At 70.8% G+C, this 16913-nt stretch carries 16 protein-coding genes and 1 pseudogene; 16 read left to right on the top strand and 1 reads right to left on the bottom strand.

Annotation, left to right across the window (positions count from 1 at the left end):
• Positions 1 to 97: 97 nt before the first annotated feature.
• The 12 genes and pseudogenes from AC07CM_RS27530 to AC07CM_RS27585 all read left to right on the top strand — a co-directional run.
• Positions 98 to 253 (top strand): annotated as a pseudogene (locus tag AC07CM_RS27530) (TOBE domain-containing protein); the annotation flags it as partial.
• Positions 254 to 306: 53 nt separating this feature from the next.
• Complete coding sequence (locus AC07CM_RS27535) at positions 307 to 1503, top strand: ABC transporter substrate-binding protein (protein WP_478879117.1); 1197 nt, start codon at positions 307 to 309, stop codon at positions 1501 to 1503.
• A 3-nt stretch (positions 1504 to 1506) separates the two neighbouring features.
• Positions 1507 to 2400: an ABC transporter permease gene (locus tag AC07CM_RS27540; protein ID WP_478879118.1), complete on the top strand. Its 894-nt coding sequence runs from the start codon at positions 1507 to 1509 to the stop codon at positions 2398 to 2400.
• 12 nt (positions 2401 to 2412) lie between these two features.
• Positions 2413 to 3228, top strand: coding sequence for an ABC transporter permease (locus AC07CM_RS27545; RefSeq protein ID WP_478879119.1), 816 nt, complete (start codon positions 2413 to 2415; stop codon positions 3226 to 3228).
• An 84-nt stretch (positions 3229 to 3312) separates the two neighbouring features.
• On the top strand, positions 3313 to 4185 hold the full coding sequence (locus AC07CM_RS27550) for a DMT family transporter (RefSeq protein ID WP_478879120.1): 873 nt from the start codon (positions 3313 to 3315) through the stop codon (positions 4183 to 4185).
• A gap of 444 nt (positions 4186 to 4629) precedes the next feature.
• Entirely contained in the window at positions 4630 to 5811 is a 1182-nt protein-coding gene (locus AC07CM_RS27555) for an ATP-binding protein (protein WP_478879121.1), read from the top strand.
• On the top strand, positions 5808 to 6653 hold the full coding sequence (locus AC07CM_RS27560) for a roadblock/LC7 domain-containing protein (protein WP_478879122.1): 846 nt from the start codon (positions 5808 to 5810) through the stop codon (positions 6651 to 6653). The genes AC07CM_RS27555 and AC07CM_RS27560 overlap by 4 nt, the downstream gene beginning before the upstream one ends.
• A complete protein-coding gene (locus AC07CM_RS27565) occupies positions 6650 to 7033 on the top strand; it encodes a DUF742 domain-containing protein (RefSeq protein ID WP_478879123.1) in 384 nt (127 codons plus the stop codon). The genes AC07CM_RS27560 and AC07CM_RS27565 overlap by 4 nt, the downstream gene beginning before the upstream one ends.
• Before the next feature lie 3 nt (positions 7034 to 7036).
• Positions 7037 to 7597, top strand: a complete 561-nt coding sequence (locus AC07CM_RS27570; RefSeq protein ID WP_478879124.1) for a GTP-binding protein — start codon at positions 7037 to 7039, stop codon at positions 7595 to 7597.
• A 13-nt stretch (positions 7598 to 7610) separates the two neighbouring features.
• A complete protein-coding gene (locus tag AC07CM_RS27575; protein ID WP_478879125.1) occupies positions 7611 to 8975 on the top strand; it encodes a cytochrome P450 family protein in 1365 nt (454 codons plus the stop codon).
• Between the two features lie 100 nt (positions 8976 to 9075).
• A complete protein-coding gene (locus AC07CM_RS27580) occupies positions 9076 to 10323 on the top strand; it encodes a cytochrome P450 (RefSeq protein WP_478879126.1) in 1248 nt (415 codons plus the stop codon).
• Positions 10320 to 11117, top strand: coding sequence for an enoyl-CoA hydratase/isomerase family protein (locus AC07CM_RS27585; RefSeq protein WP_478879127.1), 798 nt, complete (start codon positions 10320 to 10322; stop codon positions 11115 to 11117). The genes AC07CM_RS27580 and AC07CM_RS27585 overlap by 4 nt, the downstream gene beginning before the upstream one ends.
• Positions 11118 to 11241: 124 nt before the next feature.
• Here AC07CM_RS27585 and snpA read toward each other — a convergent pair whose 3' ends face one another.
• Positions 11242 to 11925 (bottom strand): snapalysin, encoded by a 684-nt coding sequence (gene snpA, locus AC07CM_RS27590; RefSeq protein ID WP_478879128.1) that lies wholly within the window; start codon positions 11923 to 11925, stop codon positions 11242 to 11244.
• 185 nt (positions 11926 to 12110) lie between these two features.
• Between snpA and AC07CM_RS27595 the strand changes: the two genes are divergently transcribed.
• The 4 genes from AC07CM_RS27595 to AC07CM_RS27610 all read left to right on the top strand — a co-directional run bounded on the left by AC07CM_RS27595 (position 12111) and on the right by AC07CM_RS27610 (position 16814).
• Positions 12111 to 13079, top strand: coding sequence for a LysR family transcriptional regulator (locus AC07CM_RS27595; RefSeq protein ID WP_478879129.1), 969 nt, complete (start codon positions 12111 to 12113; stop codon positions 13077 to 13079).
• An 82-nt stretch (positions 13080 to 13161) separates the two neighbouring features.
• Positions 13162 to 14019, top strand: coding sequence for an alpha/beta fold hydrolase (locus AC07CM_RS27600; RefSeq protein ID WP_478879130.1), 858 nt, complete (start codon positions 13162 to 13164; stop codon positions 14017 to 14019).
• A 161-nt stretch (positions 14020 to 14180) separates the two neighbouring features.
• Entirely contained in the window at positions 14181 to 15410 is a 1230-nt protein-coding gene (locus AC07CM_RS27605; RefSeq protein WP_478879131.1) for a polysaccharide deacetylase family protein, read from the top strand.
• Between the two features lie 108 nt (positions 15411 to 15518).
• Entirely contained in the window at positions 15519 to 16814 is a 1296-nt protein-coding gene (locus tag AC07CM_RS27610) for a hypothetical protein (protein WP_478879132.1), read from the top strand.
• Positions 16815 to 16913: the final 99 nt, after the last annotated feature.

The following is a 16913-nucleotide window of genomic DNA, read 5'->3' on the forward strand; positions in this document are numbered from 1 at the left end:
CGGAGAGGGGCTCTGGTTCTGAGGGGCGCGCGCAGAGGATCCGGCGCCGGAGCAAGACCCCGCGACCGGCCCCTCCACCGCCTTCTTCTCCCTCGCCCCCGCCACCCGCTTCCACGTCGACCTCGACGGCGGCGGCCGCCTCACCGCCCTCCAGCAGAACCTGGAGACCTCCTCCGAGGACGTCGACGCCTACCGCGGCGCCCGGGTCCGCCTCCAGTGGCACCGCAGACACGCGGTGCGGATCCCGTCCTGACCAGCCCCCACTTCCCCGCTCCCCGCAGGGCTCCCTCACCCATGGAGAACGTCGTGCGTCTCACCCGAACCCTCACGGCCGCGGCCGGTACGGCCGCGCTGCTGCTCACCGCCGCCTGCGGCTCCTCCGGCTCCGGCAGCTCCTCCGCCACCGGCCTCAACCCGCCCGACCTCAAGGCCCCCACCAAGCTCGGCAGGACCGAGGGCCAGGTCAACCTGATCGCCTGGGCCGGTTACGTCGAGGACGGCTCCAACGACCCCAAGGTCGACTGGGTCAGCGACTTCGAGAAGCAGACCGGCTGCCAGGTCCACTCCAAGGTCGCCGCCAGCTCCGACGAGATGGTCAAGCTGATGAAGACCGGGGCGTACGACGCCGTCTCCGCCTCCGGGGACGCCTCCCTGCGCCTGATCGCCTCCGGTGACGCGGCCCCCGTCAACACCGGTCTCGTCCCCAACTACAAGGACATCTTCAGCGGCCTGAAGAACGGCGCCTGGAACTCCGTGAAGGGACAGATGTACGGCATCCCGCACGGCCGGGGCGCCAACCTGCTGATGTACAACACCGAGAAGGTGAGCCCGGCACCCACCTCCTGGTCGGCGGTCTTCGACGACGCGCCGAAGCACAAGGGACACGTCACCGCGTACGACTCGCCGATCTACATCGCGGACGCGGCCCTGTACCTCAAGGCGACCAGGCCCGAGTTGAAGATCAAGGACCCGTACGCGCTCGACCAGAAGCAGTTCGACGCGGCCGTCGCGCTGCTTAAGAAGCAGAACGCGAACATCGGCGAGTACTGGAGCGACTACCTCAAGGAGATCTCCGCCTTCAAGAGCGGGGACTCCGTGGTCGGCACCACCTGGCAGGTCATCGCCAGCCTCACCGCCGGCGAGGGCGCCAAGGTCAAGGCGTTCGTGCCCAAGGAGGGCTCGACGGGCTGGTCCGACACCTGGATGGTCTCCGCCAAGGCCAAGCACCCCAACTGCGCCTACAAGTGGCTCGACTGGATCGTCTCCCCCAAGGTCAACGCCCAGGTCGCCGAGTACTTCGGCGAGGCCCCGGCCAACGCCAAGGCCTGCGCCGAGACCAGTGACAAGAACTTCTGCACCACCTACCACGCTGCCGACGAGGGCTACTGGAAGAACATCGCCTTCTGGAACACGCCCATCGAGCAGTGCCTCGACGGGCGCAAGGACGTGAAGTGCGTGCCGTACGCGAAGTGGGTGCAGGCCTGGACCGAGATCAAGGGCTGAGCCGTGACCACCGACGCGACGACCGCCGCCGGACGGGGAACCGTCCGGCGGCTAGCCGGAACGCTGCACCGCAGACCCCGGCTCCGGCTGACCCTGCTGCTCACCGCCCCACTGCTGTGGCTGGCCGTGCTCTACCTCGGCTCGCTGACGGTGCTGTTCGTCTCGGCGTTCTGGACGACGAACTCCTTCACCTCCCAGGTGGTGAAGGTCTGGTCGACGGACAACTTCCACGCCCTGTTCACGACGCCGGTCTTCCGCCAGGTGATCCTGCGCAGCGTCTTCGTGGCGCTCGCGGTGACCGTGCTGTGCGCCGTGATCGCCTTCCCGGTCGCCTTCTACACCGCGCGGGTGGCCCGGCCGACATGGCGTCCGCTGCTCGTGGTGGCGATCCTCACTCCGCTTTGGGCGAGCTATCTGGTGAAGGTGTACGCCTGGCGGCTCATCCTCTCCGAGGGCGGCCTCGCCGACTGGATGCTCGCGCCCTTCGGCCTGAGCGGGCCCGGCTTCGGTTTGCCGGCCACCGTGCTGACCCTCACCTATCTGTGGCTGCCGTACATGATCCTGCCGATCCACACGGCGCTCGAACAGCTGCCGTCGAACCTGCTCGACGCCTCCGCCGACCTCGGCGCGAGGGCCGGCCGCACCTTCCGTTCTGTGGTGCTGCCCATGGTGCTGCCGTCCGTCGCCGCCGGTTCCGTCTTCACCTTCTCGCTCAGCCTCGGTGACTACATCACCGTGCAGATCGTCGGCGGCAAGACGCAGCTCGTCGGCAACCTCGTGTACTCCAACATCGAACTCAACCTGCCCATGGCGGCCGCGCTGGGCACCGTCCCCGTGGTCGTGATCGTGCTGTACCTGCTGGCGATCCGCCGCACGGGCGCCCTGACCAGCCTGTAGGAGGAGAGCGCCATGCATCTCAGCCGGACCGCGCGCATCGCCCTGCGCGCGGGCGCCGCACTCGGTTTCGCGGTGATCTACGTCCCGCTCCTGCTCGTCCTCGTCAACTCCCTCAACCCCGACCGCAGCGCGGGCTGGCCGCCGCCGGGGCTCACCCTGCGCTGGTGGTCGGTGGCCGTCGGCAACGCCGGTGCGCGCGAGGCCCTGTGGGTGTCGGTGAAGGCGGGCCTGGGTGCCACCGCCATCGCGCTCGTCCTCGGCACGCTCATCGCCTTCGCCGTGGCCCGGCACCGCTTCTTCGGCCGCGACACGGTGTCCTTCATCGTGGTGCTGCCGATCGCACTGCCCGGCATCGTCACCGGCATCGCCCTCAACTCGGCGTTCGGCACGGTCCTGGAACCGCTCGGGGTGGGCCTCGGGCTGTTCACCGTGATCGTCGGCCACGCCACCTTCTGCATCGTCGTGGTCTTCAACAACGTGGTGGCCCGGCTGCGCCGCACCGCCTCCTCGTACGAGGAGGCGGCGATGGACCTGGGCGCCACCACCTTCCGGGCCTTCGCGGACGTCACCTTCCCGCTGGTGCGCTCCGCGCTGCTGGCCGGCGGTCTGCTCGCCTTCGCACTGTCCTTCGACGAGATCGTCGTCACGACCTTCACCGCGGGACCCGGGATCGAGACCCTGCCCATCTGGATCTTCAACAACATGACCCGGCCGCAGCAGGCACCCGTGGTGAACGTGGTGGCCGCCGTCCTCGTCCTGCTGTCGGTGATCCCGATCTACGTCGCCCAGCGGCTGTCCGCGGACACGGCGACGTCGAGCCGGGTGTGAGCGGGCGCGTGCCGACCCGGGCTTTCGTAGGCTGAAGGGGCCCGAAGTTCCTCCGGGACGTGTGCCCTCAGGCGGGAGAAGGTCGTGATCGAACTGGCCGCGGCATTCGCCGTCGCGGGAGCGGCGAGCAATGCCGTGGGCACCGCCTTCCAGCGCAAGGCCGCGTCCACGAGCAGCGGCGGCGGGGTCCGGATCCTCGCGGAACTGGTGCGCCGGCCCGCCTGGGTGGTGGGCATGGCCGGGGTGATCGGCGCCGCGGTGTGCCAGAGCCTGGCCCTCGTCAACGGGCCGCTCGCGTTGGTCCAGCCGCTGTTCATCCTCGAGCTGCCGTTCGCCCTGCTCGTGGCGGGGCCGCTGATGCACCGTCGGCTGCCCCGGTGGGGCTGGTGGGGGGTCGGCGGTGTGGTCGCGGGCCTGGCCGTCCTGCTGGCGGCGGCCGCGCCGCACGGAGCCACCGACCAGGCGCGGCTCGTACGCTGGTTCCCGGCCCTGGGCCTGTGTCTCGGCGGGATGGCCGCGTTGATCCTGCTGGCCGGCAGTGGGCGCCCCGCGGCACGGCGTGCCGCGCTGCTCGCGGCCGCCTCGGCCACCGGCAACGCCCTGACCGCCGCGCTGCTGAAATCGGCATCGGGAACCTTCGCCGACCACGGGTTCGTGGCGTTCCTGCGCTCCTGGCAGACCTACGGCTTCGCGCTGGCCGGCGCGGCCGCGGTGGTCCTGCTGGAGAACGCGCTGCAGGCCGGTCCGCTGGCCGCCGCGCAGCCCGCGCTGACCATCGGCGACGCGATGGTGAGCCTGGCGCTGGGGATGTTCCTGTTCGGTGAGCGGATCCGTACCGGCTGGTGGCTGCTGCCCGTGGCGGGCGGTGCCGTGCTGATCGTCGTCGGTGTGTTCGTGCTGAGCCGGGCCGTGCAGGGCATCTCCGAACGGCCACCGAGCCGTCACGGCCACCGCTGAACGCCGGTCGGGGAGCCGCGACGAGGGGCGGCTCTCCCACACCGACACCGAGGACGGAAAGCAGGAAGTCCGACAAAGAGCAATCAGTCCGGTATGACGCCGAATAAATGCCGGCGCCGTCGGCGCGGGACCGCTCGCATCCAATCAATGGCTTCCATGGCGATCGTGTTACGGCTACCGGCCGTTCATTGAAACGTGTACAGCGGCGCATAGCAGGCAACCGCCGTGCGTGGCAGCATCTTTGGGCCCATCGCGTTGCGAACTTTCCCCTATATGAGTGATAGCATCCCGGCGTCTGCGACCTTGGTCCGCTCGGCCCGGACGCCGTATTGAGATCGGGCCGGTTCTCAACACGACGACGAGCGAGTCGTACCAAGCGGTTGTGCCACGGATTCCCCCGATCCGTCCGCCGACGGCTGCAGGCTACACATAGGAAAGGTTTCCATGATTCGAGACGCACTCGTCTGGTGCCTGGTTGCGGCGACGGTGATCGCCGTCGCCGCGGCCCTGGTGCTCAGTCGTCGCCACAGGGCCATAGCGACGAAGAAGCAGCAGGCCGAGGCCGCCCTGACCCAGAACCTGAGCGAGGCCGACAGCCAACTGGCCGCATTAAGAGCGCAGTTGCAGCAGCACCGGGCCGAACATGACAAGACCATCCAGGAAGCCGAGGAAGCGGCCGAGGAAAGCACCAAGGCGGTCCTCAAGGGTTCCGCACGCTTTCTGCAGAGCCTGGCCGCGGAGCAGTTGGCGCTGCTCGAGGAAATCCAGCGCAAGTACGGCGGACATTCCGTGCTCGGTGATTTGCTGGAAGTCAGTCATGCCAATGCGCAGATGGCACGCAAGGCGCAGGGAATCGCGGTCATGTGCGGAGCGCCGCTGGGCCGTCGTAATAAGCCCGCAAGCGTTTATGACGTGGTCCGCAGCTCCCAGGGGCAGATTCGCAACTTCCGGCGCGTCGAAATCATGCAGCAGACCGGTTTTGCATTGAAGGCCTCCGCCGTTTCTCCGGTCGCTCTCGCCGTCGCGGAACTCCTCGACAACGCTGCCAGCTTTTCCCAGCAGGGCTCGCCCATCGAGGTCACTTTCCAGCGGGTCCAGAAGAATCTGTGCATCGTCATCGACGACGCCGGTGTCGGTATGAACGACGAGGAGCGCCAGAAGGCCTCCGCCCTGCTCGGCGGTGACTACCGCCCCCGGCTTTCGCATCTCGGGAACCAGCCGAAGTTCGGTTTCCCCGTCATGGGCCTGCTGGCGCAGCAGTACGGCTTCCGGGTGGACGTCACCGGCGTCTCCCGTTACGGCGGTGTGCGCGCGGTCGTACTGCTGCCGGAGGAGCTGTGGACCGAGGAGGAGACGGCACCGGCCGAGGACCCCCGGGTCGGCGGCATTCGCGGCACCGTCGGACGACCGGAGCCGGTGGCCCGTACCGCACACGGCCTGCCCCGTCGGGGAGCCCGCCAGGTGCCCATCGCCAGTGTTCCCGACCAGGACGCCGCGGCCGCGCCCGCCGGGGCGCCGGAGGACGCCGGCCGGGCCGCGGGCCGGAGCCTCGGAGCCTTCCAGCGCGGCACGCTCTCGGGCCGCAACCTCGCCTCGGCGCCGTCCGAAGGGTCCGATGACGCATGACGACAGACCTGTCGTGGATGCTCGAGGACATCGTGCACAACGTGCCGAAGGCACGCCACGCCGTCCTGTTGTCCGCGGACGGCCTTCCTCGGGGCGCGACCGACGGCATGGACCGCAAGGACGTGCGGACGATCTCCGCCGCCATGGCGGGCATGCAGTCACTCAGCCGGGCCACCTCCCACTTCGCCGGGTCGGGTCAGGACGGGCAGTGGAATCAGACGATCATCGAGTTCTCGCACGGCTGGATCTTCCTGATCGGCGCCGGACAGGGCGCCTACCTCGCCGCCGCGGCGGCGCCCGACGTCGACATGCAGCAGATCTCCTTCCGCATGCACCGGCTGGTCGCCCGGCTCGGCAACAACCTCACCTCGCCGCCCCGGGTGAACACCGAGGGCGTGGACGGGCAGCCCGGCCGGGCCCCGGCGCAGGTCGGGGCGGCGGGCGGCACGGGGATCCTGATCGCCGACCTCGACGAGGTGGTCGGTGACGTCCAAGGCGCCCGGCACGCGGTCCTGTTGGGCTCCGACGGCCTGCCCCGCGGCGCGACCACGGGAATGAGCCAGGACCTGGCGGACACCATCTCGGCGGCCATGACGGGGATTCACGCCTACAGCCGGGCCACCTCGCAGTTCGCCGGCGTGGCCCAGGACGCGCAGTGGCGGCAGACGGTGATCGAGTTTCAGCACGGCTGGATCTTTCTGATCTCGGCCGGCCGTGGCGCGTTCCTGGCCGCGGCCGCCGAACACGAGGCCGATATCGAGGAGTTCACCACCCGTCTGCATCAGGTGGTGCCCCGGCTGAGCGCATATATGGCACCACACGGGGAGGCGAGCCGCACGTGAATCACGAGCCGGATCAGGAACTGGAGCTGACCTCCGCATTAGTCCCGCTCTTCGTGATCACGAACGGGCGTGGCCTGCCCCCGGACAATGCCTACGAGCGCACGACCCTGGTGTCCGCGTTCGAGGGTGCCTCCGCTTCGGCTCGCACGCTTTCCCCGGAGGCACGTCAGGTTCTGGAGCTGGTCACGGACGGCTTTCTCTCCGTCGCGGAAGTGGCCGCCCACACGCATCTGCCACTGGGGATCGTGCGGATTCTCCTGGCGCAGATGGAGGAGAGCGGTCTCATCATCGCGCGCAAGCCCGTTCCGCGCGCCGAACGTGTCGACCGAGAAGTGCTCAACGCCGTACTCGACGGCCTCAAAGCCCGATTCGGAGCGTGATTCGTGTACCTGGATTCAGGTGTCCTCACGGCGGTGAAGATCCTCGTGGTGGGGCACTTCGGGGTCGGGAAGACCACGTGCATCGGAAGCATCTCCGAGATCGAGCCGCTGCGGACCGAAGAGGAGATCACCGAAGCCAGCGTGGGTTTTGACGACCTGTCGGGCACCCCGGACAAGACCACCACGACGGTCGCCATGGACTTCGGCCGCCTGACCATCAGCGACGAGGTGGTGCTGTACCTCTTCGGCACACCCGGTCAGGAGCGCTTCAAGGAGATGTGGGAGGAGCTGTCCCGGGGGGCGCTCGGCGCGCTGGTCCTCGTCGACCCCGAGCGGCTGTCCGAGTCCTTCCCGGTCCTGGACCTGGTCGAGCGGTTCGGCCTGACGTACGCCATCGGCGTCAACCACTTCGACGGCACGACGAACTACCCGCTCGCGGAGATCCGCGAGGCGCTGAACCTGTCCGACCGGACGCCCGTCGTCGGCTGCGACGTCCGGGACGAGCAGTCGTCGGCGCAGGCCCTCATCACCCTCGTCCACCACCTTCTGTCCCTTCTCGACTAGGAGCCACCCCCACATGCAGCAGCGTCCCGGCATACAAGAGCCGCCCCCCGGCTGCCCCGCGCACGGCAACGTCCCCCTCTACGGACCGCAGTTCGGCTCCGATCCCGACGCCCACTACGCGCATCTGCGCGGCCTCGGCCCGAGCGCGCCGGTCGACATCGCCCCCGGGGTGGAGGTCGAGCTGGTCACCAGTTACGACGCCGCCCTGTACATCCTGCAGAACCCCGCCTCGTTCGTCCGGGACTCCCGGCGCTGGCGGGCACTGAACGAGGGACGGGTTCCCGAGGACAGCCCGGCGCTGCCCATGCTGGGCTACCGGCCCAACGCCCTGTTCAGCGACGGCGCCGCGCACGCCCGGCTGCGCCAGGCCGTCACCGACAGTCTGGCCACAGTCAACGAGCTCCAGCTGGTGCGGCAGACCCAGCAGTCCGCCGAGTATCTGATCAGCCAGTTCAGCTCCGACCGGCTCGGGCAGGCGGAGCTGATGGCCGAGTACGCCCAGCCGCTGCCGCTGCTGGTCTTCAGCGACCTGTTCGGCTGCCCGCCGGAGATCGGCGACCGCGTCATCGTCGGGATCAGCGGCATCTTCGACGGTACGGCCGGTGCCGACCAGGTGCTGGGTGAGGCGCTCGGTGAGCTGATCGCGCTCAAGCGGCGCCGGCCCGGCACCGACCTGACGACCCGTCTGATGGAGCACTCGGCGGCGCTGACGGACGAGGAGGTGCTGCACCAGCTCGTGACGCTGCTCTCAGGGGGCACCGCTCCGCTGTCGGCGGCGATCGGCAGCAGCAGCGCGCTGATCCTCGGCGAGGACTGGCAGACCGGGCTGCCGGTCGAGGACGCGGTCACCCAGGTGCTCTGGAACTACGCGCCGATCGCCAACTACGCGGCCCACTACCCCACTCACGACGTGGAGTTGGGGAACCGGGTACTGCGGGCCAACGACCCGGTGCTGATCTCCTTCGCGGCCGCCAACACCGATCCCCGGCTGGCGGAGCACCGCGAGCAGCTCAGCGCCAAGGCGCACCTGGCCTTCGGGGCCGGCCCGCACGCCTGCCCCGCCAAGGACCCGGCGTTCGTGATCGCCGTCACCGCCGTCGAGACTCTCCTCAACCGGCTTCCGGACGTCGAAGTCCGGCTGCCGTTCAAGGACTTGAGCTGGGTGCCCGCGCCCTGGAGCCGCTCCCTGGTGGCCCTGCCGGTGCGGTTCACGCCGCGCAGCGTGGCTCCGACGCCGGCCCGGGCACCGGAGCCGCAGGCGGCCGCACCCACCCCGTACCCCACAGTGAGCCACGCGCCGCAGCCGGCGGCGACGGCCGCGCCCAAGGCCAAGCCGGGCCTGTTCAGCCGGTTCCTGGCGTGGACCAGGGGAGAGTGACGTAGGCAACTCTCCGCGCACATAGTCATCTTGTATGTGTCAGCCAAGTGGAGGGTATGCATGGCGGCTGATACTGAGATCAAGAGGGAGACGTCGTATCGTGGAGATTGCGATAACTCCGCCCGTCAACAGGCGTTTTGCCGTCTCGCTGTTCTCACGCCTACGGACGGCGAAGGGCCAGGCCAACCCCTTTCCGCTCTATGCGGAACTTCGGTCGGGGGGCGGAGTCGTCGCAGCTCCCTGGGGAGGACACCTCGTCACCGGCTTCGGGCTGTGTGACCAGGTCCTGCGCAGCCGTGAGTGGCTGGAACCCGACGCGCGCTGGAGGGAGCAGAAGGGAGACGGCACCCGCTGGACGGCTCCCTCCTCCCGCGAGATGAGCAGGACACTGCCCGCGCTCAACCCTCCGGACCACACCTGGGTGCGCCGGTCGGCGGGCATGTTCGACCGCGCCTCCCTGGAGGAACTGCGCGGAACGGTGGGCCACATCACGAGCAGGCTCCTCGACTCCCTGGCCGAGCGACTGCACGACGGCGAGGCGGACTTCAACGCCTTGGTGAGCGAGGAGCTGCCGGTCGCCACCATAGGGCACTGGCTCGGGCTCCCCACGGCCGACTTCACCCTGCTGCGGGACCTCACCCACGACCAGGTCTTCACCCAGGAGTTGCTGCCGTCGGCCAGCCAGCTGGCGAAGTCGGACGCGGCGACGGCGAAGCTGCGGACCTACTTCATGGAGCTGGTCCGCGACCGGCGGGCGCGTCCCGGTGACGACCCGGTGTCACGGTGGATCACGGCGTGGGACGGCATGGAGAGCGACCGCGAGAAGGCGGACGAGGCGGTCTACTTCCTCGCCCTGTTCGTCCTTCTTGCGGCGCTGGAGACCACCTCCACGCTGCTCTCGACGATGACGCTCCTGCTGCTGGAGCACCCCCGGCAGTGGAACTGGCTCACGGTCCACCCCGAGCTCGTGCCCTCCGCCGTTGAAGAATCGTTGCGCTACGACCCTCCCACCCATGTGATCAGCCGGGTCTCCTCCCGGGACGGCGTCCTCGGCGGAGTCGAGGTCCGCAAGGACGAGATGGTCCACCTCATGGTCGGGGCGGCCAACCGCGACCCGGCCAGGCACGAGGACCCCGAGCTGTTCAACCTGCACCGCAAGCCGGCGCATCTCGCCTTCAGCGGCGGCATCCACTACTGCCTCGGCGCGCCCCTCGCCCGCCTGGAGGCCCAGACCCTGCTCCGCCAGCTGGTCCGGCGCTTCCCCCACCTCACCCTCGTACGCCGGCCGTCATGGGCACCGCGTGTGGCCTTCCGGCGCCTGCTGAACCTGGACGTCGCCTTGTCATGACCGACATCGTCAGCACCTCCCCCCACTTCCCGTACAAGGCACTGCGCGTCGAACACGACGGGCCGGTGCTGCGGGTCCGCCTCACCCCCTCGGCACAGCACGGCTCGCTGACCGTCGCCGCCCTGGGCGACCTCGCCGCCCTGCTGCACAGCCTGCACGACCGCCCCGACATCCGGGTGCTGCTCCTGTCGTCGGACGGCGAGGACTTCTGTCTCGGCGCCGACCGCGGCGAGTACCAGGCGGCGCTGGCCGAGGACCCCACGGGGGCCGCCATGCGCCGGATCGCGGACAAGGCGTACCGCGTCTGCGACGCCCTGGAGAACACGCACGCGGTCACCATCGCCAGGCTCCACGGCAGGGTCATCGGCGCGGGCCTCGCGCTCGCCTCCTTCTGCGACCTGCGCGCCGGCGCCGACGACTGCCGGTTCCGCATGCCCGAGATCGGCATCGGCCTGCCGCCCGCGTGGGGCGGCGCCATGGGCCGGCTGATCGTGGAGGGCGGAGCCGCCAGGATCCGTGAACTCATGCTCACCTGTGAGACCTTCGACGCGGCCACCGCCCACCGGCTCGGCCTGCTGCACAAGGTGGCCCCGCTCGAGGAACTGGACGCCGCCGTCACCGCCTGGGTCAGGCCGCTCGTACGGCGCTCTCCCGAGGCCCTCACCCTCACCAAGCGCATGTTCGCGGGCTACGCGCGGGCCAACCGCACCGCCGACGTCGCCCTGCTCGACGCGCATCTGCTCACGGCCCAGCTCACCGCGGGCCGCCCCCCGCGCATGGCCGAGCACACCTGAAGCTCCACGCCCGGCCGACGGCGCCCGGACGGCATCCCGAACGACGAGAGGCGGGCCGTGCGCCGGTGGCACGGCCCGCCTCAGCCGAGGGCGGACGGTTCTCGGACGGTCGGCGCGCTTTCGGTCAGCGCACCTTGTTCAGCTTGTCGAGGGCCTTGGTGAGGCCGTTGGCCCACAACTGGTTGACGCGGGCGCGCTCGGTCGCGTTCGGGTACCGGTTGGTGCAGGACGGGCCGGGTCCGCCGCCCGACATGAGCTCGCTGCACGGACCGCTGTAGTGGTCCGGCAGCCCCAGCACGTGCCCGGTCTCGTGCGCGGCGACGCGGATCGAGTCGTACTGCCGGTTCTGCGCGTAGTCGAGGAAGATGTAGCCGTTGCCGTGACCGTCCGTGGAGGCGTAGGACCCCCGGGAGTCGTTCCCCTCGTAGTAGGCGAAGTCGGCGCCGCCCGAGGTCGCCTGCAGCTTGACGTTCGACACGGAGCTGTTCCATATCGACGCGGCGCTCGATATCTGCGAACGGAAGCCGGGCGCGCGGGAGGCGTCGTAGTAGACGGTCACCGACCGCAGGCCCGGGTGCGCCGCCCGCTTCTCGGCCACCGAGGCGAGGACGGCCTCGAAGAACGCCTTGTTGCCGGCCGATTCCTCGGCCGAGCCGGTGTACCGGGCGTGGGCCGGGGTAGTGGCGCCGGTGGGCTGGGCGCTCGCCGGTATCGCGGTGCCCAGCGCGGCGAAGGCCAGGCCCAGGCCGAGCGCCAGAAGTCTCCAGGGCGCCTTCGCGGACGCGGAGGACGTACGGATCGACGTCATGTGGGGGGCTCCTTCTCGTTCGTGTGGGGTGGTGAACGATCGGTTGCCCCTGAGTCTCGGCCAGGCCACCGGCCGGCGGATGATGGCAATCGGGGATAGTGCGCTGCTATCACGGCCAACTCCTGCCATTCGGTTGGCGTTTGAACATCTGGCGCCTCATCAGTCACCGCCCTTACGCTCCCGGTATGGAGCTCGAGGTGAGGCACCTGCGCGTTCTCTGCGCCATCGCCGACGCCGGAAGTCTGCACCAGGCGGCGCGCGAACTCGGCATGGCCCAGCCCTCGTTGAGCACCCAGCTGCGCCGGATCGAGCAGACGCTCGGCGGCCGGCTCTTCACCCGTGGCCGCACCGGCAGCCGTCCCACACCGCTGGGGTGCGTCGTGGTCAGCCGGGCCCGGCCGCTCGTCGCCGAACTCGCCGCGATCGTGGCCGAGGCGAGGGTGGCGGCCGCCCGTGCCGCGGGCGGCCCCCGGCTGCGCATCGGCGCCACGGCCAGCCGGGCCCTGCCGGGCTGGCTCCGCCGGCTGCGGGCCCGCGTCCCACCCGTCGAGCCCAGCCTCCAGATGGACGTGTCCGCCAACTCCCTGCTGCGCATGGTCGCCGAGGGCCGGCTCGACCTGGCGTTCGTGCACGAGGTCGAGGGCAGTGCGCTGCGCGTCCCGGCCGGACTGTGCCTGCGCGTCCTGGTGGAACGCGAACCGCAGTTCGTCACCCTGGCCGCCGACCACCCGGCGGCCGCCCGGCGCGAAGTACGGCTGACCGACCTCGCCGGGGACCGCTGGATGGTGGACTCCACCGTCGACGGCGAATGGGACGGACTGTGCCGGGTGCTGCGCGCGGCCGGGATCGAACCCGACCTGCTGCACGGCGACTACCTCACCGCCTACTCCCTGGCCGCCATCGGCGAGGTGGTCACGGTCAGCCAGCCGACCGCGCGCCCCCGCCCCGATCTGGCCATCCGGCCGCTCCAGGGCGACCCCATAGGGGTACGGCTGCTGCTCGCTGCCCGCACGGAGGCCGAACTCGCCAACGGGTGCACTGAACTGGAGGAGGCCTACTGGGACGCGGCCCGACAGGCGCCGGCCTACCAGGAGTGGCTGCGGCGCCGGACGGCCGCGGGACCGGCGCGGCCCCTCGGTGCGGTCCGGGCCTGAGGACGCGGGCGATGAGTTCCGTGTGCCGGTCGGGTCAGTACCGAGAACACACTCGCCGCACCCACCCGGAAGGACCCGCCCAGTGACCCACGTCCACGTGGCCGAATCGGACCTGGAGCTGCCCGACGGCCGCAGGCTGCACGTCTACGACACCGGTGCCGGCGCATCCGGCACTCTCCCCGTGCTCTGGCATCACGGCACACCCAACGTGGGCATGCCGCCCCGGCCCCTCTTCCCCGTGTCCGCCGGGCTCGGGATCCGCTGGGTGTCGTACGACCGTCCCGGGTACGGCGGATCGACGCCGCTCGAAGGCCGCAGCGTCGGGTCGGCCGCCTCCGACGCCGGCCGCGTCGCCGACGCGCTCGGCATCGACCGCTTCGCCGTCATGGGCCACTCCGGCGGCGCCTCGCACGCCCTGGCGTGTGCCGCGGTGCTGCGGGAGCGCGTGCTCGGCGCGGTCGCCGTGTCGGGACCGGCACCGTTCGACGCCGAGGGCCTGGACTGGTTCGCGGGCATGGCCGCGTCCTGCCGGGCGTCGCTGACCGCGGCCGTGGCGGGCCGCGAGGCCAAGACCCGGTTCGAGGCGGAGGCCGAGTACGAACCCGGGATGTTCACCGAGGCCGACCACGCGGCCCTGGCCGGTGAGTGGTCCTGGTTCGAGGACGTCGTCGGGCCGGCCCTGGCCGCCGGCCCGGGCGGGCTGATCGACGACGACCTGGCCTACGTCCGTGCGTGGGGCTGCGACCCGGTGACGATCACCGCTCCGGTCCTCGTGCTGCACGGCGGCCGGGACCGGGTCGTGCCCGGCTCCCACGGCCAGTGGCTCGCGAACCGCTGCCCGCACGCGGAACTGCGGCTGCGCCCGGCCGACGGGCACCTCTCCGTCCTGTCCGGCGCGGCCGCCGCCCTGGAATGGCTGGTCCGGCATGCGCGGCCGTGACGCCGGGCGGCCCACCGGTCCAGCCCTGGCTGACCGCCCTTTGCCCGCCACGCCGCCCTAAATGATCGACTTATATGTTTATCGGCTCTACGGTGCCTGGTGTCGTGAGTACCGCAGGGGGGCGCACAGCGCGCCTGGGCACGGCGCGGGTTGGGATGCCGATGAGTGGAATCACCCGCAGGGGCATGGCGCGCCTGGGTCTGGGCGCCGGTCTCGGTGTCGCGGCCGCTTCGCTGACCGGGTGCGGCGAACGTGCGGGACAGGGGGGCCCGCCGGGGAGCAGGGAGCGTCCGCGGCTCATCGGGGACGGCTCGACGTCGTACACCGGCGGGCAGCCGCGCCAGCCGCCCTCCCCCACTCCCCTGGAGCCGGGGGAGACGCCTCCGCAGTTCGTGGTGTTCTCCTGGGACGGCGCGGGCGAGGTCGGCACCGGGCTGTTCCAGCGGTTCCTGGAGCTCGCGCGTACGCACGACGCGCACATGACGTTCTTCCTCTCCGGCCTCTATCTGCTGCCGGAGTCGAGGAAACGGCTGTACCGGCCACCGGAGAATCCGGTCGGCGCCTCCGACATCGGCTATCTCACCGACGAGCACATCCGGCAGACGCTGAAGTACGTCGGTGAGGCGTGGCTCGACGGACACGAGATCGGCACGCACTTCAATGGGCACTTCTGCACCGGCCCGGGAACCGTGGCCGACTGGAGTCCGGAGCACTGGCGTGCGGAGATCGAGCAGGCCCGGACTTTCGTCAAGTCCTGGCGCACCCACACCGGTTGGCACGACCACCCGTCGCTGCCCTTCGACTACGACCGGGAGCTGATCGGCGGCCGCACACCGTGCCTGCTCGGGCAGGAGAACCTGCTGCCGGTCGCCCGCGAGCTGGGCTGGCGTTACGACGCCTCGTCCCCGGGCGGAGAGCAACGCTGGCCCCGCAGGAGGGGCGGCGTCTGGGACCTGCCGCTGCAGAGCATCCCCTTCCCCGGCCACCGGTTCGAGGTGCTGTCCATGGACTACAACATGATGGTCAATCAGTCGGCGAACTCCACCCGGGCGCCCTCCTACAACTACCCGGCCTGGCGCGTGCTGGCCACGGAGTCGTACCTGGCCGGTTTCCGGCGCGCGTACGAGACGAACCGGGCCCCGCTCTTCATCGGCAACCACTTCGAGGAGTGGAACGGCGGCATCTACATGGACGCGGTGGAGGAGGCGCTCCGGCAGATCGCCGGCCATCCGGACGTACGCCTGGTCTCCTTCCGGCAGTTCGTGGACTGGCTCGACGCCCAGGACCCCGCCCTCCTCGCGAGACTGCGCACCCTGGAGGTCGGCGAAGAGCCCGAGAGCGGCTGGTCCGCCTTTCTGCGCCCGGAGAAGCGCACACGGTCCGGAACATGATCCGGGGCTCGGCACAACCCTCGGGCGGCGACGGAGGTCTCCTGGGTGGGAACGCGCGTTCCCACCCAGTTCAGCCGTCCGCGGCAGCCGCTTCATGCAGAGGATTCCATGCCCCCCACGCTTCCCGGCTCCCGTGCGCTCCGCCGGACCGCAGGTGCCGTAGGCGCCGTCGCCCTGATCGCGCTGGGCGCCACACCCGCCGGAGCCGCCGACCAGTCACCCGGCCTCGTGCTGGGCGGGATCGTCCCGATCGACGGGGTGAAGCCGGGCAGCGAGTTCACCGTCCCGGCCTCCTTCACCAACACGGGGCCCGCGCCGCTCGGCAAGGTCTGGATGGCCTACTCCGTCACGCGGGGGCTCGGCCACACCGAGGTGCCCTCCAACTGCCTGCGCTACGAGATCCCTTCCTTCGACGAGCAGCCGAGTTCCTCCGACGTGGTCTGCGAGTTCGACCAGACCGTGGAACCCGGCGTCGTCTACGCCCCCGACAGGCCCCTGACCCTGAAGGCACTCGACCGCGCCCTGTACGACCGGCTGCGGGTGACGGTCGCCACCTACGACCCCGCCTTCACGGACGCGGGCCCCGCGCCGGTGCGGGGCACGGGCCCCGCCCTGAAGCTGGTCGAGCGGCCGGACGCCACCCCGGCCGCCGCCGGATCCGCCCAGCACGAAGACTGGGACGCGGCGACCGTGCGGGTGACGGCGAAGAACACGGCCGACTTCCAGGTGACCGGCGCCGAGCTGAAGGGGCGCGTCGGGGACACCGTGCCGCTGACCGTGACGTTCACCGACGCGGGGCCCGCCTGGGTGTTCCGGGGCATCGACACGCCGGTGGCCCGGGTTCTGATCAGGATGCCGGCCGGTACCTCGGTCGCCGAGGCGGACGGGTTCTGCAAGAGCGTCGGGTCGGGCACGTACGAGTGCGGCACCGGCGAGGCCTGGGTCGGCGAGAACACCACCGGGGCCTACAGGTTCAAACTCAAGATCAAGAAGGCGGTGCGGGGTGCCAAGGGCTCGGTGGCGCTCGCCGGCCCGCCCCGGCCCTTCGACCCCGACAAGGCGAACGACACCGCGGACATCCGGCTCGACGTCACCGGCGGCGGGTCGACGGGCGGCGCCTCGACGTCCTCGACGGGCGGCTCCGGCACGGCGTCCACCGGGGGTTCCGGATCGGCCTCCTCCGGTTCGGGTTCGTCCGGTTCGGCTTCCGGCTCGGGGACCGGCGCCTCGGGCGGCACCTCCACGACCGGCACCTCGGCCGGCTCCTCCTCGACCGGCGGTGACCTGGCGAGCACCGGCTCCGGCTCGGTCCTGCCCCTCACGGCCGCGTCGGCCGGGGCCGTTGCCCTCGGCACGGGCGCCGTCCTGGTGGTACGCCGTCGTCGGGCCGGCCGTCAGCGTTGACGGCAGCGGCCGGGGGGGGGGGGGGGGGGGGGGGGGGGGGGGGGGCGGAGACGCCGTCGGTGGAAGAGGAGCGCCTTCGGGTTGTGGCCCTCCTCGCGG

This window comes from Streptomyces sp. NPDC044061 (genome assembly GCF_056434305.1).

Coding starts and splice junctions, on each gene's coding strand:
- AC07CM_RS27575 (WP_478879125.1), top strand. CDS start 7,611: ATGCAGCAGCGTCCCGGCATACAAGAGCCGCCCCCCGGCTGCCCCGCG.
- snpA (WP_478879128.1), bottom strand. CDS start 11,925: ATGACGTCGATCCGTACGTCCTCCGCGTCCGCGAAGGCGCCCTGGAGA.
- AC07CM_RS27605 (WP_478879131.1), top strand. CDS start 14,181: ATGAGTGGAATCACCCGCAGGGGCATGGCGCGCCTGGGTCTGGGCGCC.
- AC07CM_RS27545 (WP_478879119.1), top strand. CDS start 2,413: ATGCATCTCAGCCGGACCGCGCGCATCGCCCTGCGCGCGGGCGCCGCA.
- AC07CM_RS27610 (WP_478879132.1), top strand. CDS start 15,519: ATGCCCCCCACGCTTCCCGGCTCCCGTGCGCTCCGCCGGACCGCAGGT.
- AC07CM_RS27595 (WP_478879129.1), top strand. CDS start 12,111: ATGGAGCTCGAGGTGAGGCACCTGCGCGTTCTCTGCGCCATCGCCGAC.
- AC07CM_RS27560 (WP_478879122.1), top strand. CDS start 5,808: ATGACGACAGACCTGTCGTGGATGCTCGAGGACATCGTGCACAACGTG.
- AC07CM_RS27585 (WP_478879127.1), top strand. CDS start 10,320: ATGACCGACATCGTCAGCACCTCCCCCCACTTCCCGTACAAGGCACTG.
- AC07CM_RS27555 (WP_478879121.1), top strand. CDS start 4,630: ATGATTCGAGACGCACTCGTCTGGTGCCTGGTTGCGGCGACGGTGATC.